Source organism: Rhizobium sp. Leaf306 (genome assembly GCF_001423425.1).
GTDB lineage: Bacteria > Pseudomonadota > Alphaproteobacteria > Rhizobiales > Rhizobiaceae > Neorhizobium > Neorhizobium soli.
The window spans coordinates 396,412-417,443 of sequence record NZ_LMNX01000004.1; the positions used below are offsets into that span (position 1 = coordinate 396,412).

18 protein-coding genes are annotated in these 21,032 nt (G+C 62.3%); 5 read left to right on the top strand and 13 right to left on the bottom strand.

The window, feature by feature from the left end; all coding sequences use genetic code 11:
• Positions 1–22: 22 nt before the first annotated feature.
• Positions 23–328 (bottom strand): hypothetical protein, encoded by a 306-nt coding sequence (locus ASG19_RS19995; protein WP_062461521.1) that lies wholly within the window; start codon positions 326–328, stop codon positions 23–25.
• Positions 329–407: 79 nt separating this feature from the next.
• On the bottom strand, positions 408–785 hold the full coding sequence (locus ASG19_RS20000; protein ID WP_062461524.1) for a helix-turn-helix domain-containing protein: 378 nt from the start codon (positions 783–785) through the stop codon (positions 408–410).
• A gap of 108 nt (positions 786–893) precedes the next feature.
• On the opposite strand from ASG19_RS20000, the gene ASG19_RS20005 reads away from it, so the two are divergent.
• Positions 894–1,955: an SDR family oxidoreductase gene (locus tag ASG19_RS20005; RefSeq protein ID WP_062461526.1), complete on the top strand. Its 1,062-nt coding sequence runs from the start codon at positions 894–896 to the stop codon at positions 1,953–1,955.
• A gap of 323 nt (positions 1,956–2,278) precedes the next feature.
• Here the strand turns inward: ASG19_RS20005 and alaE are convergent, their stop codons facing one another.
• From alaE to ASG19_RS20020, 3 genes are all read right to left on the bottom strand, one after another.
• Positions 2,279–2,743 (bottom strand): L-alanine exporter AlaE, encoded by a 465-nt coding sequence (gene alaE / locus ASG19_RS20010; protein WP_062461529.1) that lies wholly within the window; start codon positions 2,741–2,743, stop codon positions 2,279–2,281.
• Between the two features lie 84 nt (positions 2,744–2,827).
• Positions 2,828–4,084, bottom strand: a complete 1,257-nt coding sequence (locus tag ASG19_RS20015) for a DUF763 domain-containing protein (RefSeq protein ID WP_062461532.1) — start codon at positions 4,082–4,084, stop codon at positions 2,828–2,830.
• A 26-nt stretch (positions 4,085–4,110) separates the two neighbouring features.
• Positions 4,111–5,307, bottom strand: coding sequence for an aminotransferase (locus ASG19_RS20020; protein WP_062461534.1), 1,197 nt, complete (start codon positions 5,305–5,307; stop codon positions 4,111–4,113).
• Positions 5,308–5,397: 90 nt separating this feature from the next.
• Here ASG19_RS20020 and ASG19_RS20025 point away from each other — a divergent pair, with 90 nt between their 5' ends.
• Positions 5,398–6,057, top strand: a complete 660-nt coding sequence (locus ASG19_RS20025; protein ID WP_062461537.1) for a sulfite oxidase-like oxidoreductase — start codon at positions 5,398–5,400, stop codon at positions 6,055–6,057.
• A 476-nt stretch (positions 6,058–6,533) separates the two neighbouring features.
• On the opposite strand, the gene ASG19_RS20030 is transcribed toward ASG19_RS20025, so the two are convergent.
• The 3 genes from ASG19_RS20030 to ASG19_RS20040 are packed head-to-tail and all read right to left on the bottom strand — an operon-like array spanning position 6,534 to position 10,316.
• Positions 6,534–8,825: a xanthine dehydrogenase family protein molybdopterin-binding subunit gene (locus ASG19_RS20030; protein ID WP_062461540.1), complete on the bottom strand. Its 2,292-nt coding sequence runs from the start codon at positions 8,823–8,825 to the stop codon at positions 6,534–6,536.
• Positions 8,822–9,820 (bottom strand): xanthine dehydrogenase family protein subunit M, encoded by a 999-nt coding sequence (locus ASG19_RS20035; protein ID WP_062461542.1) that lies wholly within the window; start codon positions 9,818–9,820, stop codon positions 8,822–8,824. The genes ASG19_RS20030 and ASG19_RS20035 overlap by 4 nt, the downstream gene beginning before the upstream one ends.
• A complete protein-coding gene (locus ASG19_RS20040) occupies positions 9,813–10,316 on the bottom strand; it encodes a (2Fe-2S)-binding protein (protein ID WP_062461544.1) in 504 nt (167 codons plus the stop codon). Before ASG19_RS20040 ends, ASG19_RS20035 begins: the two co-directional genes overlap by 8 nt.
• Before the next feature lie 323 nt (positions 10,317–10,639).
• On the opposite strand from ASG19_RS20040, the gene ASG19_RS20045 reads away from it, so the two are divergent.
• The 3 genes from ASG19_RS20045 to ASG19_RS20055 all read left to right on the top strand — a co-directional run bounded on the left by ASG19_RS20045 (position 10,640) and on the right by ASG19_RS20055 (position 13,433).
• A complete protein-coding gene (locus ASG19_RS20045) occupies positions 10,640–11,227 on the top strand; it encodes a TetR/AcrR family transcriptional regulator (protein ID WP_244476237.1) in 588 nt (195 codons plus the stop codon).
• Positions 11,228–11,307: 80 nt separating this feature from the next.
• Positions 11,308–12,414: a carbohydrate kinase gene (locus ASG19_RS20050; protein ID WP_062461550.1), complete on the top strand. Its 1,107-nt coding sequence runs from the start codon at positions 11,308–11,310 to the stop codon at positions 12,412–12,414.
• A gap of 95 nt (positions 12,415–12,509) precedes the next feature.
• Entirely contained in the window at positions 12,510–13,433 is a 924-nt protein-coding gene (locus ASG19_RS20055; RefSeq protein WP_062461553.1) for a pseudouridine-5'-phosphate glycosidase, read from the top strand.
• Between the two features lie 99 nt (positions 13,434–13,532).
• Here the strand turns inward: ASG19_RS20055 and ASG19_RS20060 are convergent, their stop codons facing one another.
• From ASG19_RS20060 to ASG19_RS20080, 5 genes are all read right to left on the bottom strand, one after another.
• On the bottom strand, positions 13,533–14,135 hold the full coding sequence (locus tag ASG19_RS20060; protein WP_062461556.1) for a DUF2026 family protein: 603 nt from the start codon (positions 14,133–14,135) through the stop codon (positions 13,533–13,535).
• A gap of 191 nt (positions 14,136–14,326) precedes the next feature.
• The gene (locus ASG19_RS20065; protein WP_062461559.1) at positions 14,327–15,700 is read right to left on the bottom strand and encodes a M20/M25/M40 family metallo-hydrolase; all 1,374 of its coding nucleotides are present in this window, start codon (positions 15,698–15,700) and stop codon (positions 14,327–14,329) included.
• A gap of 10 nt (positions 15,701–15,710) precedes the next feature.
• Positions 15,711–17,513: an adenine deaminase C-terminal domain-containing protein gene (locus ASG19_RS20070; RefSeq protein WP_062461562.1), complete on the bottom strand. Its 1,803-nt coding sequence runs from the start codon at positions 17,511–17,513 to the stop codon at positions 15,711–15,713.
• A 168-nt stretch (positions 17,514–17,681) separates the two neighbouring features.
• Positions 17,682–20,021 (bottom strand): Wzz/FepE/Etk N-terminal domain-containing protein, encoded by a 2,340-nt coding sequence (locus ASG19_RS20075; RefSeq protein WP_062461565.1) that lies wholly within the window; start codon positions 20,019–20,021, stop codon positions 17,682–17,684.
• 93 nt (positions 20,022–20,114) lie between these two features.
• Positions 20,115–21,017 (bottom strand): UTP--glucose-1-phosphate uridylyltransferase, encoded by a 903-nt coding sequence (locus ASG19_RS20080; protein ID WP_062461568.1) that lies wholly within the window; start codon positions 21,015–21,017, stop codon positions 20,115–20,117.
• Positions 21,018–21,032 lie beyond the last annotated feature (15 nt).

A 21,032-nucleotide genomic window follows, 5' to 3' on the forward strand; every position in this document is an offset into this window, starting at 1 on the left:
GCGGCGACCGCGGGTGGAAGTCTCAGCCGCCGATGTCGCCGGCGTCGGCCTCATGATCGCTCGGGACGCCGGAGCCTTCGGCTCCAGCCGCCTTGCGGGCGCGATTGAGTTCGACGGTTGCCGCATCCGTCTTGCGCACTGACCCATCCTCGCCGGTACCAAAGCTCTTCTCGACCTTGTGGTCAGCCTGTACATCCTCAGCCGCATCGGCGGCCGGGTGGATGCTATCCCTTGACTGTTCGGAAACCTTGGGCTGGCTGCTGCCGAACCGGGTCGCTTCCTTGGAAGCCGTATCGGCTGCGGGGTCGACGTCTTTTTGGTCTGACATAGCAAGTCTCCCTTGTTCCCAAGGAGAACACGGTCCGGCCACCATCGTTCCATCCGAACTGGGAGGCCCAATCCCTGATCTAGGCTCCCTCGCCCTTCTTCGCTTTGAGCGCGTCCAGCGCATCGGCATTGTCTCGACCCCAACCGTAGAGCAGATCGATCAGCTCGACGAAACGCTTGCCGAGCGGCGTCAGCGTATAATCGACTGCCGGGGGCACCGTGCCATAGACGCGCCTGATGACAAGACCCGAGGCTTCCATGTCGCGCAGGGTCTGGGTCAGCATTTTCTTGGAAATGCCGGGCAGGCTGCGCAGGAGAACGCCGGTCCGCGCACAGCCATCCAGCCGCGTATCCAGCACATGCAGGATCATGCTCGTCCATTTCGAGGAGAAAAGGTCGAGGACGCGGCGCGGTGCGCAGTCTTCGCGCCATTCGTTGTCTGGTGAGCCTGGCTGCATGATCTGTTTCCCATCTGGTTACGTCAGGGTGCCTATGTCCCATTCGGGTGCCTTCTGGCACAGTCTACCGCAAGACACTAGATCACCGTCAGAACGACAGGAGCAATTATGACGAAAAAAGCATTGATCGTGGGCGCAAGCGGCATTGTCGGCAGCGCAACAGCAAAGGTTCTGGGTGACGACGGCTGGCAGGTTCTCGGCCTGTCGCGCACACCGCAGCAGCAGACCAACGTGACACCGGTGGCAGCGGATCTTCTCGATCCGGCCTCGCTTACAAAAGCGCTGGCGGGTCTTGATCCCTCGCATGTGTTCATCTCGAGCTGGCTGCGGCAGTCGACGGAAGCCGAAAACATTCGCGTCAATTCGTCGATGGTGCGCAACGTCCTCGATGCGCTGTCTCCGGCCGGTTCCGTCAAGCATGTGGCGCTGGTAACGGGCCTCAAGCATTACCTCGGCCCGTTCGAGAACTACGGCAAGGGCGCCCTGCCGCAGACGCCGTTCCGCGAGGAACAGGGCCGGCTCGAGGTCGATAATTTCTACTACGCCCAGGAAGACGAAGTGTTTGCGGCAGCCGCCCGCGACGGCTTTACCTGGAGCGTCCATCGCCCGCACACGATCGTCGGCAAGGCTGTCGGCAATGCCATGAACATGGGCACGACGCTTGCCGTCTATGCTGCCATCTGCAAGCACACCGGCCGTCCGTTCCGCTTCCCCGGCGTCGAGATGCAGTGGGAGGGGCTGACCGACATGACCAGCGCCAACCTTCTCGCCCGCCATCTCCTGTGGGCTTCCACGACACCGGGAGCAGCCAACGGCGAATTCAACGTCGTCAATGGCGATGTCTTCCGCTGGAAGTGGATGTGGAGCCGCATCGCCGCCTGGTTCGAGCTGGAACCCGCCACCTTCGACGGGACGGTCCAGCCGCTTGAAAAGCAGATGGCCGAGGATGCCGCGATCTGGCGCGAGATTGCTGAACGCCACAATCTGGCCGAACCGGATATGAACCGGCTCGTCTCGCCGTGGCATACGGATGCCGATCTCGGTCGCCCGATCGAAGTCGTCACCGACATGTCGAAGAGCCGCCGCCTCGGCTTCCTCGAATACCAGCCGACCGACGATGCCTTCTTCGATCTGTTCGAAGATTTGCGCGCAAACCGTCTGATCCCGTAAGGCAGCGAGCGCCAATAGAATCATGTGCCCGGGGATTTCTTCCCGGGCGCATCAGACTGCTGACGAACTCTGAAGAAGCTTTGTTGGGGAGAGCGATACCCCACTCTCCCTCATCCTCGCCCTTGTGGCGGGGATCCAGCGACCCGACGTCCGTCGGGTCAAAGACTCCTTCAGCTCAAGGACTTGAGCTGACTGGATCCCCGCCACAGGGGCGAGGATGAGGGGAGTTTGGCGACAGGCTCAGTTTCCCAAGTAACCTGCAGAGCTGTGAGGAAATACTTCCTCAGCAGTCTGATGCGCCCGGGCATTCTTCCCGGGCGCATTTACGTGTTGAGAGACATCGGCTTCGTTCCGCCCGGCGACAGGCCGAAGCGGCGCCTGATGAAGTTGAGGAAGGCTCCGTAGGGCCGACCCGATGCCAGCATGATCACGATCACACCCAGCGTCCCCCGCAAAAGCTCAGCACTATCAGCCCCGCTGATGGCGAGGATCGCCGCATAGAGCGGCACCTGGAAGCTGACGAGCGCGAGCGTATCAAACAGGATCTGCGACACGCGTCCGGGGCCGGCAAAGCGCATTACCCAGTCTCGCCAGAGACCGTATGGCCGTCCCGACGGAACCATCAGCACGGCGCCGAGAAGGCGCGCGTCAAACACCTGCTCCCAGCTCATTCCCGCAACGAACCGCTCGTTGATGATGCCGGTCGTGGTGAAGAACAGGATGAGGGCTAACGTATCGGCCGCGAACGATCGCCACCCGGCGCTTCGCGTCTCCGTTTCATGCGACAAATTGCTGGTCTCCCGGCCATCTCTGGAACGAGCGCCTTCGTGTTGAGGTCGATATGGGACAACCACGGTCGACGGCAAGCGCACTTACCCAGTCCGTTTATCGTCTTCCGCCTCCGGCTCCCAGCCGAACACGCTGCGTCCATCCCATTCGTGCGAGCGGGAAAATTCGCCGGCGACGATTTCCTTGAGGTCGGGGCCGGTCACGTATTTTTCGAGCTGGCGGGCCTGGTCGTCTAGGCGGCGCAACGCCTGCATTTCCTCGTCGCGGCCAAGCCTTGCCTTGCCGACGGCCGATTTCATCACCCTGATCGTCTCGTCATAGACCCGGATCGGCACCGGGAACGGATGCCGGTCCTTGCCGCCATGGGCGAGCGAAAAACGCGCCGGATCGGAAAAACGGCAGGGTGCGCCGTGCACGACTTCGGCGACCATGGCGAGCGCCGACACGGTGCGGGCGCCGACGCCGGGCGTCAGAAGCAGATCCTCGAAATCCTTCGGCCCACGATCGGCAGCGGCGGCAAGCGTGCCATGCAGGCGCCTCATGTTGACGTCTTCCTGGCGGACGTCGTGATGATCAGGCATGATCAGATGCGGCAGCATCGGCTGGGCCAGATCCTTCTTGCGCTGCCGGCCCGGATCGATCGCGATCACTTCGCGGACAATGCGGTCGGGACCGAGCGATGCGAGCAGATCCAGTTGGCCGTTCCGCGACGCCTGTGCGCGGTGATCGGAGAGGTTGACGATGTCGCCCTGACCGCGTCCTTCGATCGCCGCATGCGGCGAATCCACGAAGCTTTTGAGGCCCTGCGACTGCCAGTGATAGCGCCGCGCCTGCTTCCGGTCGCCATTCATGCCCTGCTGGACGACGACCCACTTGCCATCGTCGGTAACGATGAAACCGTGCAGATAGAGATCGAAACCGTCCTGCACCGCGGCGCTGTCGACCTTGGCGACGAGCCGGCTGGTCTTGGCAAGGGCAAAGCCATCGATGCCGACGCGGTTGCCGATGGCGATCAACTCGTCCGGCGTCTGCCGCGAATTGCGGCCGCGACCGCCGCAGACATGAATGCCGAGTTCGCCGGACATCGGCGTCAGCCCGCGTTTGAGCGCGCCGATGACGCTGGTGGTGATGCCGGATGAGTGCCAGTCCATACCCATCACCGCCCCGAAGGACTGGAACCAGAACGGATGCGCCAACCGGCTGAGCAGCTCGTCACGGCCGTAATGCAGGACGATAGCTTCGGTGATGACGGCGCCGAGCTTGGTCATGCGGTCGCCCAGCCACCGGGGAACCCGGCCACCATGAAGCGGAAGATCGGCGCTGCCTGCTCTCTGAACCATGGTTCCTTATAGAGCCGGCAGCCGCTTTACGACAGCGAAAAGTTCCGTAAACGTTCTTCCAGAAGACCGATGGTTTCGACATCCGCATTGGCAAAGGCAAACCGCAGATAGCCATCCTGGCCTTGCCCGAAATAGACGCCGGGGATGCAGCTGATGCCGGCGCGTTTGGCAAGCTGTTCGGCCACCTCGGCCGAGCCCTTGCCCGGGAAGGGATGCCGCACAAAGGCGAAATAGGCGCCGATCGCATCGAGCTTCCAGCCGGAGACGCTGCGCATGACCGCTTTCAGCGCTTCGGCACGACGGCCGATTTCCTGACGATTTTCCTCGCGCCAGGCAGTCAGCAGCGGCAGCGCTTCGGCAACCGCTGCCTGGGCGGCACGCGGCGCGCAGATCTGCAGATTGTCCATGATCTTGGCGATCTGACCGATCGCCGCCTCGCCGGCGGTGATGGCACCGAGGCGATGGCCGGGGATGCAGAAGGATTTAGAAAAGCTGTAGAGGCTGATCAGCGTTTCTTCCCATCCGGACTGCGAAAACAGCCCATGGGCGCGGCTTCCGGCTTGTGGCAGGAAGTCACGATAGGTCTCGTCGAGGATCAGCCAGATGCCTTTTTCCTGGCATAGCTTGAAGATCGCCTCGAGCAGCGATGCAGGATAGATCGCGCCGGTCGGATTGTTGGGCGACACCAGCGCCAGCGCCTTCACCCCATCCGTCATCGCCGCTTCGAGCGACACGAGATCCGGCAGGAACCCGTTTTCGGCAGAACAGGGCACGAAGGCGGTGCCGATGCCCATCATGGCAAGCGTCGTTTCGTGGTTGAAGTAGAACGGCTCGGTCATCAGGATGCTGCTGCCGGGACCCGCAACCGTCATCGCCGCGCAGACGAAAGCCTGGTTGCAGCCGGAGGTGATGTGGATGTTTGCCTCGCCAAGCGCTGCGCCATAGACTTCCGCGACGTGGCTTGCATAGGCGGTGCGCAGACCCGCCTCGCCCTCGATCGGGCCGTAGCCGGTATAGGCCTTGGACGACGCCGTCTCGCCCAGAAGCCGCAGCATGTCCGGATGGGCCGGATAGCCGGGCACCGCCTGCGACAGGTCGATCAACGGCCCCAGAGCCTTGTCATAGGCACGACCCCAGGCCGCGACGGCGGGAACCGGTGGCAGGGACAGTTGTTCGATCAAGGGGTTGAAGGGGGCATTCAGGCGCGGATGGGAGGCGGGCATGGGGTCTCGACGAAATCTCGGGCGGGGGCATCAGGAATTGATTGCCCTTGTTGTTTATCAGATTATCCTCCGAGGCAAGGAGAACCACTTATGGACGACAATCTTCCGCAGGATTCCAAGCTCACCAGCACCAAGCGCAAATGGGCTGATGAAGGGAAATTCCTGACCGGCCGGCATGCGCGGCCAGATACCGATCGCCTACCGCCCGGCCAGCATCTGGTCAAGAACTGGCCGGTGCTCGATCTCGGCCAGCAGCCCAGCATTGCGCCGTCGCAGTGGAAGCTCGACATCTACGGTCTCGTCAACAAGCCGACGACCTTCAACTGGGAGAGTTTCCAGGCCTTGCCGCAGTCCGAGATGCGCTCCGATATCCACTGCGTGACGACCTGGTCGCGCTACGACAACGACTGGAAGGGCGTGTCCACCCGCGATCTGCTCGATGCCGTGGAGCCGACCGACAAGGCGACCGCGGTGATGCTGACCGCCTATGACGGCTATACGACCAACGTTCTCCTTTCCGATTTCGCCGTCCCCGACGCGCTCATCGTGACCCACTGGGAGGGCAAGCCGCTGACGGAAGAGCATGGCGGACCGGTGCGCCTCGTCGTGCCGCATCTCTACTTCTGGAAAAGCGCGAAATGGCTGAAGCGGATCGACTTCCTCGGCATCGACAATGCCGGCTTCTGGGAAAAGAACGGCTACCACATGCGCGGTGACCCCTGGGCCGAGGAACGGTATTCGGAGGATTGAGCGGCGCCGACCTATCCCGTTGCTTTGCCTGAAAGAATATGCAACGGAAAGTTGATCACCCTTCCGTTGCTCCAGGAATTTTCATGCGTCCGATAGCCCTAGTCTTACTGAGCTTTCTCGTTGTCGGCTGCAGTCCTGGCGAAAGAATTGGAGAAGTCCTGATCAGGACAGATGCGGCGGGAAAAATGGCCACAGTTTCCATGCGGAAATCGACTGGAAATCCCAAGGCAGATGCCCGCGTCATGCTGTATGCGCGCACGACGTTTCCTTCCAGAGTTCCGCATGCGAAGCCTAACCACACCTACATCCATGCGGTAGTTGGTGATCCGAAAACAAGTTCTGGCGACGTAAGGGTGTGGGGACCGCTCGGGGTGTGGGGACCGCTCGGGTTGCGGTGACACTGCAAACGGGAATTCCAGCCAGCCGATACCGCAAAGTGTGAGAAAGGCTGCCGCCAGAGGCGACAGCCCATAAGATCACATCAGTTTTTCCAGCGTGATCGGCAGGTCGCGGATGCGTTTGCCTGTCGCGTGGAAGACGGCGTTGGCGATTGCCGGGGCGACGCCGACGATGCCGACTTCGCCAACCCCTTTGCCGCCCAGCGTCGATGCATCAAGATCCGGCACGCCGACCGAGATCACCTCGATATCCGGAATGTCGGCATTGGTCGGCACCAGATAGTCGGCCATGTTGCTGTTGATGGTGCGGCCGTTGCGCGGATCGACGACACCTTCCTCAAGCAATGCCTGGCCGATGCCCATGATGATGCCGCCCTTCCACTGGCTTTCCACCAGCTTCGGATTGTAGAGGCGGCCGCAATCGAAGGCAGAGACCATGCGCGAGACCCGGATCGTCCCGAAATCCTCATCGATCCGGACCTCGACGAAATGCGCAGCCCAGCTGTGCATGGAGAGGTCGCCCGAGGTCGGCCCCTGCACTTTCGACATCGTGGTCCAGGCCTGCTTCTGATCATCAGGCGTCTGCGCGTTTTCGGCAAGCGTGTTGCGGCGGATCTCTAGCTCGTCACGGCCGAGCGCCTGCATCAGCTCCTGCAGCGAGAGCGATGGTCCACCCCCACGTGATGCCTCGATCCGCCCGCCAACCAGCGAAAGCGTGTTGGCGCCGGTATCGCGGAACGGCGAACCGGTCTCGTTGAGCGCAAGGCCGATCAACTCGTCGCGGGCTGCGATCGCGGCCTTATGCACGGCACCGGTGATGGATCCCGCCAGCATCGATCCGCCGGCGATCGACGAACCCGGCATGCGGCTGTCACCCAAGAGCACGTCGACCTGCGAGACCGGAACGCCGAGCGCTTCGGCGGCCGTCTGGGCAAGGATCGTATAAGTGCCCTGCCCCATATCGATCGAGCCGCTGACCACCTCGACGCGGCCGTTCGCAAGCACGCGGATCATCGCTTCGGACGGTGCCCGGATGACCGGGAACGTGCCGCAGCCGATGCCCCAGCCGATCAGCGTCTTGCCGTCCCGCATCGAGCGGGGCTGTTGGCTGCGCTTTTCCCAGCCGAAGGCGGCGGCCCCTTGCGTCAGGGCTTCGCGCAGCATCCGCGTCGACCACGGCTTTCCGGACTGATAGTCGTGATCGGCATAGTTCTTCAGCCGCAGTTCCAGCGGATCCATATCGAGCTTGTAGGCAAGCTCTTCCATGGCGCTTTCGATGCCGTAGGCGCTGGGGTTCTTGCCCGGGCCCCTAAGCGCGCCTGGTGTGACGGTATTGACGGGCACGACGCGCGACTGGGAGGAGAAGTTTTCCACCTTGTAGAGGATGGGCGTCGCTGCTCCGGTCTGTTCCGGGTAATCCATATAGACTGACGTCTCGGTCCGGCCGCGGTGGACGATCGCCTGCAGCACGCCGTCTTCGGAAGCGCCGAGCGCAATCGTCTGGCGAGTTGCCGCACGACCGCCATAGCTGGTGAAGTTCTGCGGCCGTGTGACGGCAAGCTGGACCGGTCGGCCAAGCTTTCTCGCCGCCGCAACCGCCACCGCGCCATAAGCGAGCGGCTGGCCCTTGGAGCCGAAACCGCCGCCGATATAGGGCGAGATGATCCGCACCTTTTCATAGTCCATGGCGAACCATTCGGCATACATGCGGGCCATGCCATGCGACCACTGGCTGGGCTCCCAGATCGTCAGCTCGTCGCCGTCCCACTTGGCCGTCAGCCCGTGCGGCTCCATGGCGCAGTGGTATTCGCGCGGCGTGCTGTATTCGCTTTCGATCCGGACCGGCGATGCCGCAAGGGCGGCTTCCGCATCTCCCCAGCCGATGGTGAGATTGTCCATCAGCTTGCCTTCGCCAGCCGCGGGATCGTCGATGCTCATGACCGGCGACGTTTCCTCATAGGTGACGACAACAAGTTTTGCGGCCTCCGTCGCCTGTTCGCGGCTTTCGGCGATCACGGCTGCAATCGACTGGCCGTTGAACTGCACCTCGCGCGGCAGCGGATGATAAGGCTTGTCTTCCGGCCGGTTGCCCTGCCAGTCGGCGGAAACACGCAGTCCGAGATCGTCTTCCGGTGTCAGCACCATCAGGACGCCGGGCGAGGCGAGCGCGCGGGTCACATCGACGCTGACGACGCGGCCTGCGGCAATCGTGCTCTGCACGAGGGCCGCGTGGGCGAGGTTATCGATCGGGTATTCCAGCGCATAGGTGGCAGCACCTGTGAGCTTGAGGCTGCCTTCGAACCGGGTCAGACGTCCGCCGACCATGCCATCGGAGGCATCGCCGTGTTTGCGGGGGGGCATAATAGTCATGCGAGACCTCCAGATTTGTCCGTCGAGACCGTCTCGATCGCCCGGGCCACGACCCGCGGCACAAGATCGATCTTGTATGTGTTATCGCTCTGGGCAACGGCGCCCTCCATGGCAAGCAGGCTCGCCGCTTTGATGGTGGCATCGTCGAGCACTTTGCCGATCAGCGCCTGTTCGACGGCGCGCGCCCGCCACGGCTTGGTGGCAACGCCGCCGAGCCCAACGCGGATATCCCTGACCGTGCGGCCATCGTCCTCCAGTTCCAGGCCGACCGCAGCGCTTGCGGCCGCAAACTCGTAGGACTGGCGGTCGCGAACCTTCAAGTAGGTGGAGTTTTTCGCGGCAGCGCTTTTCGGGATCGACAGGCCGATGATCATCTCGCCGGGCTGAAGCACGGTTTCCCGGTCCGGGGTATCGCCGGGCAGGAGGAAGAACTCGTCGAATGGAACCCTGCGGGAACCGAGATCGACGACGGCATCGAAGGCGACAAGCGCCACAGCCAGATCGCCCGGATTGGAGGCGAGACAGTGCTCGCTGGTGCCGAGAACCGCATGGTTGCGGGTGATGCCGCCAAGCGCCGAACAGCCGGAGCCGGGATTGCGCTTGTTGCAGGCCGGAAACGTGCCGGGATCGCGGAAATACGGACAGCGCGTGCGCTGCATCACGTTGCCACCGATCGTCGCCATGTTGCGCAGCTGCGCCGACGCCGCCAGCAGCAGCGATTCCGAAACAGCCGGCATTTCCGCCTGGATGCCGGAATGATCGGCAACGTCAGACATGCGCGAAAGCGCGCCGATGGTGACGGACTGGGGCGTGACCTCGATGCCGGAGAGCCCTTCAAGATGGGAGATATCGACGACCGTTTCCGGTTCAGCAACGCCGCATTTGGCAAGGTCGATCAGGGTCGTGCCACCGGCCAGGATGGATGCCCCCGCCTGCAGCACCGCCTGGCGAGCCTCATCGAGGGTCGAGGCGCGAAGATAGGAAAAATCACGCATCGGCCATCTCCTTCGTTGCAGGAACGACGGCCTGCGCCGCCTGGCGCACCGCAGCGACGATGCTGTTATAAGCGCCGCAGCGACAGAGATTGCCGGACATATATTCGCGGATTTCCGCATCCGATCCCGCATGGCCCTCACGAATGCAGGCGACTGCCGACATGATCTGGCCCGGCGTGCAATAGCCGCACTGGAAAGCGTCCTGCTCCAGGAAGGCAGCCTGAACCGCATGCAGGGTTCCGTCGGCCCCGGACAGTCCTTCGATCGTTTCTACCTGACGGCCTTCGACCTGGGCCGCCAGGGTGAGACAGGATAGTACCCGTCTGCCATCCACATGGCAGGTGCAGGCGCCGCACTGGCCCTGGTCGCAACCCTTTTTGGTGCCGGTGAGAACAAGATGGTCGCGCAGCGCATCGAGCAGCGTCACGCGCGGCTCGACATCGAGGTCGTAACCCTTGCCGTTGATATCGAGGTTGAGGTGAATGGTTCGTGTCATGACAGGCTCCTGCAATCTTCACGAAGAGAATTTCAAAGAATTAGGCTGGACCGGCCGTCTGGGGAGGGCATGGGTCGATGATATCGTGTAAACGTCCGCCGCCGATCGCGGTCGATAAGGCGGAGCGACATCTTTCGACATGACATCCGGCCGCCTTCTGATCTAAAAAGACATATGCGCCGCCTCAAACGGAGGCAACTCCGTTTAAACTAGCCGCTCGCTGAGATCAGTCAAGGCTGGATTTCGAAAACATCCGTTTCAGGATGCCGGAAACCAGGATTACGACCCCAGAGAGCCTAACCACTGGAACAGGATTTCGGGCTTTGGCCACGCCGAAAAATGCACAGACCCCGGCTCCGAAACTTCGCGCGGACGCTCGCCGCAACCGCGACAAGCTGGTTGAAGTGGCAGCCCAGGCATTTGCGGAAAAGGGCGTCGAGACCTCGCTGGAAGAGATTGCCCGCCAGGCCGGCGTCGGCATCGGCACGCTGTATCGGCATTTCCCGACCCGCGAACATCTGGTGGAACTCGTCTATCGCCGCGAACTGACGGCTCTAGCGGCAGCGGCGGACGAACTTGCCGCCAACCATCCGGCCGACAAGGCACTGGAGCTCTGGATGCTGCGCTTCGTCGGCTATATGGCGACCAAGCGCGGCATGGCCAACAGCCTGAAAATCATCGCCAGTTCCAACACGACACTGTTTGCGGAGGGGTTCGGTACCATCCGGCAGGCACTCGACAGGCTCCTAACAAACGGCCGCGAGGCAAATCTCATCCGCAGCGATATAGGCCAGGCGGATCTGATGCACGCCATGTCGAGCATCTATTCCATTCCCGACTCCCCCGAATGGCGCGCCAGCGGCAATCGCCTGATCATGCTTTTGATGGACGGCCTGCGGGTTCGAAGCTGACGGCGTGAAGCGCGATCTAAAACAACTGTTGACGAGAGGAACAGTTGTTTATACACCGTGATCCTTCACGGGAAGCCACGATGGACGATCTGACCAGCCAGGAAGCCGCCGTTCTCGGCATTATCAGGGACAATCCTTTTGCCGGACAGCAGGAGATTGCCGAGATGCTGGGCCTCGCACGCTCCACCGTGGCAGCGCATATCGTGCAGCTGATGCAGAAGGGGCATGTCCTCGGCCGCGGCTATGTGATGCCGCAGCCGTCACGCGCGATCTGTCTCGGCGGCGCCGTTCTCGACCGGAAATATCACGCGAAGCAGGAGATCGTGCCGGGTACGTCGAACCCGGTCGACAGCACCCGCTCGATGGGTGGCGTCGCCCGCAACGTCGCCGAAAACCTCGCCCGTCTCGGCACGCAAACCGGTTTCATCTCGATCGTCGGCGACGACGAGGGCGGCCGCACGCTGATGACCTATATGCGCGAGCGCGGCATCGACGTCAGCCAGATGATCATCAGCACCGAGCGACCGACCGCCGAATATGCGGCCATCCTCGATCCGCGCGGCGATCTTTCGCTCGGTATCGCTGACATGGGCATATTCGATCTGCTGCGACCCGAACATCTCGACCGCGTCTGGCCGCATCTGGCGTCGGCAAGCTTCGTGTTCTCCGACTGTAACCCGCCCGCCGAGACGCTGGCAGCGCTGATCACGCGGCGACGCGACGCGCGGTTCCGGCTGGCGATCGATGCGGTCTCGACCGTCAAGGCCATGCGCCTGCCGAAGGACCTTGCCGGTATCGACCTTCTGTTCATGAATATCGACGAGGCCAACGCCATTCTCGGCCTGTCGGCCCGCGAGACGATCGACGACGCGCTGAAGGCGGCACGCGGCCTGCAGGCGGCCGGTGCCCGCGAGGCGGTGGTGACGATGGGGGCGGCCGGCATTGCGGTCGCCGGCATCGACGCTTCAGCCAGTTTCGAAGCAGTCGAAGCCAAGGCGATCGACATGACCGGCGCTGGCGACGCGATGATTGCCGGCACCCTGCACCGCGTGATTGCCGGCGACGACATTCACACCGCTGCCCGCATCGGCGCACTGGTTGCGACGCTCACGACCGAAAGCGCGGCAAGCGTCCACCCCGAACTCTCCGAGGCCTTTTTGCAGGTCCATATGCACCGTTTGTCCTGAAGTACTTGAGTGCTTCCAGTGTTTAATCCCAACGCAGGTCCAGACGCAAAACCGCTTCACGGCTTTGCCGGAACTGCTTCCAGAAAGGAAATCCCATGTCTTTGCTGAAGCCGAAACTCAGCCCGGAAGTTGCAGATGCTCTTGCGAAGGGCGGTGCCATCGTGGCGCTCGAATCGACCATCATCACCCATGGCATGCCCTATCCGGCCAATCTGGAAACGGCGCTGTCTGTCGAGGCTGTCGTGCGTGAAAACGGTGCCGTGCCGGCAACTATCGCCGTCATCGACGGTGAACTCCGCGTCGGCCTGGAACACGATGAGCTGGAAAAGCTCGCCCAGGCCAAGGGCGTGGTCAAGGCTTCCGGCCGCGATCTCGCGGTTGCCATGGTGCGCGGCCAGACGGCGGGCACGACGGTGTCCGCCACCATGCTTCTGGCGGAACTTGCCGGCATCGAGATCTTCGCAACCGGCGGCGTCGGCGGTGTGCATCGCGGCGCCGAGCAGACTTTCGACATCTCCGCCGACCTGACCGAGCTTGGCCGCACCAGGACAGCCGTGGTTTGCGCCGGCGTGAAATCGATCCTCGATATTGCGAAGACGCTGGAATATCTGGAAACCCAGCGCGTGCCGGTCATTGCCTACGGCACCGAGGACTTCCCGGCCTTCTTCACCCGCCAGAGCGGCTACAAGGCCGATCACCGGCTGGATACGGCAGAAGAGATTGCCCGCGCCATGCACCACCACCACCAGCTCGGCACCGGCACCGGCCTCCTGATCGCGAACCCGATCCCGGAAGAAGCTGCACTGACGCCCGACTTCATCGACGGCACCATTGCCGATGCGGTGCGCGAAGCGGAAGAACGCGGCATCGGCCGCAAGGAACTGACCCCGTTCCTGCTCGCCCGCATCAACGAGTTGTCGAAGGGCGAAAGCCTGAAGGCCAATATCGAGCTGGTCAGAAACAACGCCCGCCTCGCCGCCAAGATGGCTGTGGCCTATGCGGCGCTGAAGAAGGGCTGAATTCAAGGGCGGCGGGGTGCGACAGCATCCCGCCGCTTAGCGGCTCGCGCAGGCTGGTCGGCTATGGGCGAGCCTGTGCCGGCTCGCAAGCCTCCGACATCACCAGGCGCCCGAAAGCGCATTCCCCAGCAACGGCACGTTATTGCCCGGCTCGCTCGCGATGGACAGTGACTTCGGCATCTGCTTAGGCGACTTCCGGAACCAGTTTGCGGCGACCGAGGCGAGATCCCCGATCATGGCGTGCTTGTGCCAATCCGCGAACCGCCTTGCGCTCGCCTCCGGCTCCGACTGATAGAAGAAATCGCCGGATTGCTCGAGATCGTTGATGCTCGAAGCCATGGACGACAGCTGCCGCTGGAACATCTTCGAGGGCACGCGAAGCTCGGATGCGCTCTGCGAAAACGCAGGCGCCATGAAATCGATCGCCCAGCCGTCGGCCTCCACCCAGCAATGAAAATTCTCGCCCGCCCCCGTGACATACCCGTCTTCGCGCTGATCTGCGAAGAGAATGCGGGTGCCGCCGAGGTTATAGGCAGCCAGCCCACTCTTCGGCGTGGCCGTGACCCCGTAATGCTGGCGCAGGATGAACGCGCCGAACGTGCTGAAATACATGCCGGCAACGGCGGTATTGGCGTTTTCGTTGACCAGCAGGCTGTTGATGACCCGGTAAATGCGGTGATAGTCGCTCTGCTTGATCAACATGATCCGTAACCTGCCCGTTCCTGATATGGCACCCTGCCTAGGCGGCCAGCGCGGCAATGTAAACTGCGGCGTTGCAGTGGGGCCGGACAGCCTGAGCTTTGAACCATAATAAGGGTCAATTTTCTGATTGACCCTTATTATGGTAAATTATAGCGCCTCGGCACCCCACTCCACCATCCCTGCCCTACCATTCACCCCTTCATCTCACCCAGCTTCGCCAGCAGCGCAGCACCGGTGCGGATGCCGGCGTGGAAGAGGTCGAGCTTGAGGTTTTCGTTGGGGGCGTGGTTTGCCTGGTCGGCATTGGCATAGGGCACGACGAAAGCGGGCTTGCCGAGGATTTTTGTGAAGACGTAGTCTGGGAGGCTGCCGCCGAGGCTTGGGTAGAGAAGTGGTTCGACGCCGCGGGCTGCGACGATCGCTTCGCGGATCACGGAAGCGAATGGGCTGTCCATCGGGGTTTTCGATGGCAGCATCGAGTTTTGCGGCACGAACTCCACTTCTGGCGCGTATCTTTCCACATGCGCCCGGACCTTTTCGAACACGTAGTCCGGCGTCAGGCTCTCGACGAGGCGGATATCGCATTTGGCATAGGCTTCGCTTGGAAGAACCGTCTTCTGTCCCGGTCCGCCATAGCCGCCATGCAGGCCGTTGATGGTGAGCGTCGGCTGGAACATCAGCCGCTCGTAATAGGGGCGGTCCACAGGCTCGTCGATCGCCGTCATGCCAAGCTCGGCCTTGATCTTCTCGATATCGAGCGGCAAGGCCGCCATCGCCTGCAGTTCCAGATCGGTCGGCGGCACCACCGGATCGTAGATGCCGTCTATGGTGATCTCGCCGCGGTCGTTCTTCATCGTTGCGAGCAGATGCACGAGCTTCCAGATCGCATTCGGCATGACGCCGCCGAAATTGCCGGAATGGGCATCGCGATTGGCAGTCTTTGCGCGCAGCTCGAACGAGGCGACGCCGCGCACGCCAAACGTGACGACCGGGCGGCCGCTGTCATGCAGCGAGCCATCCGAGGTGACGACGAGATCGGCATTGAGCTTGTCGGCATGCTCGGCGACGAATTGCGCCATATGGGGACTGCCGATCTCCTCCTCGCCTTCGAGCAGAAAGATCACATTGCAGGGCAGTTTGCCGACCACCTTGAGATAGGATTCGATCGCCAGCAACTGCGCGAAATGCTGGCCCTTGTTGTCGCCGATGCCGCGCGCATAGATCCGGCCATCGCGGATTTCAGGCTCGAAGGGCGGGCTCTTCCAGAGGTCGAGCGGCTCGGGCGGCTGCACGTCGTAATGCCCGTAGAGCAACACGGTCGGCTTGCCGGGCTGGTTCTCCATCCGGCCGATCACCATCGGGTGGTTGCGGGTGGTGATCGCCTGGGCCTGCATGCCGAGACCATTGAGGATGCCGACGAGGATATCGGCGGCTTCCGTGATCCCCTCGTTGGAGGCGCTGATCGACTTGTGCTTCACATACTCCATCACCCGTTCGACGAAACTGTCGCTGTTGGCGTCGATATGGGCGAGAACGCGGGCGAGATCGGTGTTTTCAGGTGTCATTCTCAAAAACTCATGCCGGTTCGAACAGGGTCTGGATCTGCATTTCCGGCACCAGCACGAGGCCCTTGTCGGTAATGCGGATATCCGGAATGACGGACAGCGGAATGAGATTGAAGCCCATATAGGCGATCGTGCATTCGGCCTTTTCCCATTCGAGCTTCAAGGCCTTCACCTCGTCGGCGACCTCGTGGACGCGCTTGTCGGACAAAAGCCCGGCGATCGGCAGCGGCACCATGGCCGTCACCTTGCCATCCATCACCACGCAGACACCGCCCTGGGTAGCCTCGATCGCATCGAGCGCCACCTGCATGTCGCGTTCATTGGTGCCGGCGACGATGATATTGTGGCTGTCATGCCCGACCGACGAAGCGACGGCGCCCTTCTTCAGGCCGAAGCCGTTGAGCAGACCGTGCGCGACATTGCCCGGCGATTTGCCGTGACGTTCCACGACCGTGACAAAGCAGAGCCCGTGGCGGTCGAACTGGGTCTGCCAGTCATTGGCCGGCTCCAAGGTGACGGTGACATGGCCGAGCGTGATGCCCGGCAGCTCCGTCTTGATCGTGTGGGCAATGACGGTCTCGGTCGGCAGATCCGGCGTCAGCTTGAGGTTCTTCGGCAGCTTGACCGTATGATAGGCGGCTTCCGGATAGCGATAGGGTTTGGACAAAGCCTCATCGAGAACAGGCGTGATCTTCTTCTGGTCCACGACCAGTTCGCCGCCATACCAGGTACTGACTGGCTCCAGGTTATCGGACAGGAGCACCAGATCGGCACGCCGTCCACCGCCGAGACCACCGATCTCGTTTTCCATGCCGAAGCGGGTCGCGCCATGCAGCGAGCCCATCGCCCAGGCCTGTTCCGGCGTCATGCCGTATTTGACGGCCTCGCGGGTGACCCAGTCCATGCCGAATGCGAGCAGATCCTCGGCGTCGCGGTCGTCGGTGCAGACAGCGACGCGCTTGTGCGAGGCGCCAAGCTCGGTGATCGTCTTGATCGCCTGCGGCAGCGAGTGCCAGGGCGTGGTGGGCGGGCCGCCGCGCAGGAAAAGCCAGACGCCCGCCTCCAGCAGATCGTCAGCAATATCGCGGTCGATCGCCTCATGGGTATCGGTCACGCCGGAGGCCGCGTAGGCCGCGACGAATTCACGGCCATAGACATGTCCAGACACCGGACGGCCGCGCGACAGAGCAGCAGCGAGGATCGCATGGCTGCGTTCGTCGCCCATCGCGACAGGTACGAAATCCATCTTTTCGCCGAGCGCCACAGCTTCCGGCCATTTGTCGAACAGCGCTGCGATCTTGTCCGGCGTCAGGTCGCCGCCGGCGGTTTCCAGTTCCGGCGAGGTGGCGGGAACGGTGCTCGGCACCGTCAGGAAGATCGACAGCGGCGCCATGCGCGCGTCTTCCAGCATCGCCTCGACACCGGCGACATCCATGACATTGCCGATCTCGTGGCTGTCGCAGAAGATCGTGGTGGTGCCATTGAGAAGGGCAGCCTCCGCATAGGCGCAGGCCGTCACCATCGAGGATTCGATATGGATATGCGGATCGACGAGGCCAGGCGCGAGAATGCCGCCCTTTGCGTCGTAAATCTTGGCCGATGTTCCCTTGTAGGAACCGGTGGGCTTTACCGCGGCGATACGGCCGCCGGAGAGCCAGATTTCCCGCCCGGGCAGGATGCGCTCCGAATAGGTCGACAGCATCCGTGCATCCCGGATGACCAGATCAGGCTCGCGCCGTGCCGACGCGACGTCGGCGAGCAATCGCGTCATGGATGCCAGCGGGTGAACGGAGAAACGGTTGAGAGTGCTCATGAAATTCGGCCTCGCGGATCATCGGACTGGGGACATGGTAGGGAATTTTGTTCCCGCACGGAAGCACGCATTGGCGCTAAAGGCACATGGCAACCACTGAAACGTGAAAGGCCGCCGGTTCCTCAGGGAGCGGCGGCCTTCGATCAGTCTTTCGGAACGTGCCGCAACTTAGCGCGGCACGCCGGGAATGGCATCCTTGTAATAGGATGAATAGCTTGAATGCAGGCGCTCTGGCGCGCCCGGATCGGCATATTTGCGCAGCTCGCCCATCTCGGTCTTGTTGAGAATGACGCCGATCGTCTTTGCGGCAATCTGCGGTTCCGACTGAAGCACGCTCTGCACGGCCTTGACCGGCGTGACACCCCATTCGGTGACGAAGATGAAGCCGTCGACATAGGGCTCGAAGGCCTTCGCATCGATAACAGGGATCAGCGGTGCCAGGTCGACGATGATGACGTCAAACGTGTCCTTGATGCTTTCGAGGAACTGGCTCATGCCGGTCGAGGCGAGAAGCTCCGATGTATGGGCAAGCTGGCGGCTGCGGGTGGTCATCGGCAGGATCGTCAGGCGCGAGCGGCGGTCGACGCGGGCGGCAGCCGTCCATGGAACCTTCTGCAGCACGACGTCGATCAGGCCGACATCCGGCTCGCTCGCCAGCATCTTGGACAGACCCGGATTGCGCAGATCGCCATCGATGACCAGCGTGCGAACGCCGTTGGACGAGATCAGGCCGGCAAGGTTTGCCGCAACCATCGACTTGCCTTCGCCGGGAAGGCAGGAGACGACGCCGATGACAGAGCATTTGCGACCCTGCAGCACGATATCGGCGGCAAGCTTGGCATTGCGCAGCGTTTCGGCAAACTGCGAGCGCGGTGCTTCGACGGCGACACGCATCTTGCGGCGAAGCGCGATCGGATCACCCTCCGGCAGGATCTGGCCGTCGATGGCGTCGGCTGGCTTGTCGGAGCCGTTGTCGTCGGTCTGGGCGCTGCCAATCTTCGGGAGGTAACCGAGGAAGCGGACGCCGAGCTTGTCCTGCACGTCGGCGCCGGTGCGGAAGAAGCGCTCGCGGAATTCCAGAAGCGCTGCAAGTGCGCCGCCGAGCAGCAGTCCAAGCACGACGGACAGAGCCATGGTGAGCGTCTTGCGCGGGCTGGACGGCGAGATCGGCACGCCGGCTTCCGAGATGACGCGGGCCTTGGCGATCGGCAGCGATTGCAGCTGCGACGCCTGTTCGAACCGCTGCAGATAGGACTGGTAGAGCGTCTTCAGAGCATCGGCGCGCTGCTGCAGTTCCTGCAGCTGTACCATGGAGACATTGGCATCCTGGTTGCGGCCGGCGACGCTTTCGATGCTGGCGCGCAGCGACTGCTCGCGCGAGCTTGCGACATCCAGCTCGTTGCGGAACGAACCGGTCAGCTGCTGCAGTTCGCGCAGGATCTGTTGCGCCAGGTCCTGCTTTTCCGAGCGAAGTGCGACTGCCTGCGGATGATCGGCGCCGAACTGCTCGACCACGCCCTTTTCACGATCGTTGACCATCGTGTAGCGCTGGCGAAGGTTCTGCAGCACCGTGTTGTCTGTATCGCGGTTGGCGACGACGGCATTTGCGACGGCTGCTTCCGAGCCCTTGTCGATGATCACCTTGTACTGGTTGTAGCGGGCCTGGGCGCTGGCGACTTCGGCCTGCGCCGAAATGAGCTGGGTGTTGAGATCGGACAGCTGCTGGGCCGACATCAGCTCGCCGCGCGGCGATACGAGGCCGTTGTCGCGCTTGTACTGCTCGACGGTCAGCGATGCCTGCTGTGCCCGGATATTGAGGTCGTTCAAACGCTCCTGGAGCCATACGGAAGCGCGCTCGGTCGCGTCGAAATTGGCGTTAAGCTCTTCCGTGAGGAAGGAACTGGCATAGGTCTTGGCAAGCTGGGCGGAAAGAACCGGGTCTGGCGAGCGGACGGAGAGCGAGATGACCGAGCTGCGTCCGACGCGCTCGACGGTGATCGACTGCTGAAGGATGGCGGCAGCCTTTTCACGGCGTCCGGCGCGCACCTGGTCTTCGCTCGGCAACGGGCCGCCTGATGACACCAGCGAGACAACGCTTTTCACCATGTCCTTGGCAAGATCGACCGGCGATTTGGGCGGATCGACGATCAGATCGTTTTCCGCAAACTTGCCCTTGTCGACGACGCTGAGCGCCAGCGCCTTGGATTTCAGGATCTCGACCGAACTGGACATGCGGTTGTCGATCTGCTGCGCGGTCTGGCCTTCGGTTTCCTCTTCCGCATAGCGGGACAGGTTGTCGTCCACCAAAATCTGCGTCGCGGCCGTGTATTTCGGCTGCGCCGTAAACAGATAGGCTGCCGCAAGCGCGACCATGGCGACCACGCAGATGATGATCACGCCAAGCCGACGCATAGCTGCCGACCACAGCTTGTCGAGGTCGATGAACGTGTCAGTTTCTTTTTGCTCGTTCGGGAAGATGTTCATCGGCCTATAATTAACCTGGTCCATGGCTTTGTCCGCTTTCCGGAATTGTCGAGAGGAACGGCAGAAATGGACTGCCGTTCCTCGGGCTTTGGTCTGACTGCGACGTTGGAGCGGCCCTTAAGCCGCCTTAACCTTCGATTCGTGGTTGGCGAGAAGCTCCTTGACGGAGTGATAGATCTCCTCGCCCATATCGCTCCGCAACATCGCGAAGGCCACATTGGCTTCGATGAAACCGCGCTTGGAACCGCAGTCGAAGGTCCGTCCGGTATAGGGCTGTGCGTGGAACGGCTGCTTCTGCAGCAGTTTCTGCATGCTGTCGGTCAGCTGGATCTCGTTGCCGGCTCCGCGTTCCTGGCTTTCCAGCAGTTCGAAGATCTGCGGCTGCAGGATATAGCGACCATTAAGGTAATAGTTCGACGGTGCATCGGCCGGTGCCGGCTTTTCGACCATGCCGGTCACTTCGAAGCCGTGCTGCTTGCTTTCGCCGATCGCGACGACGCCATAGCTCGACGTCTCCTCGGGCGCGCACTGCTCGACACCAAAGACGTTGCCGCCGACTTCCTCGTAGAGATCAACGAGGCCTGCCATGCAGCCGCGGGCGCCATAGGACACCATATCCGGCAAAAGCAGCGCGAAGGGCTCGTTGCCCACCAGTTCGCGGGCGCACCAGACGGCGTGGCCGAGACCGAGCGGAACCTGCTGGCGGGTGTAGCTGACGGTGCCGGCGAGCGGCAGCATCTTTTCGAGCTGGGTCACCTGAACCGTCTTGCCGGCGCGGGTGAGGCTGGCGATCAGTTCGGGATTGCTGTCGAAATAGTCTTCGATCGCCGTCTTGTTACGGCTGGTCACGAAGATGATGTGCTCGATACCGGCCTGCATGGCCTCATCCACCGCATATTGCACGACGGGCCTGTCGACGATCGTCAGCATTTCCTTTGGCATCGCCTTGGTAGCCGGCAGGAACCGTGTTCCATTGCCTGCAACCGGAATGACCGCCTTGCGAACAGGTCTCATTTCCATAGTGTCGTTGTCCTT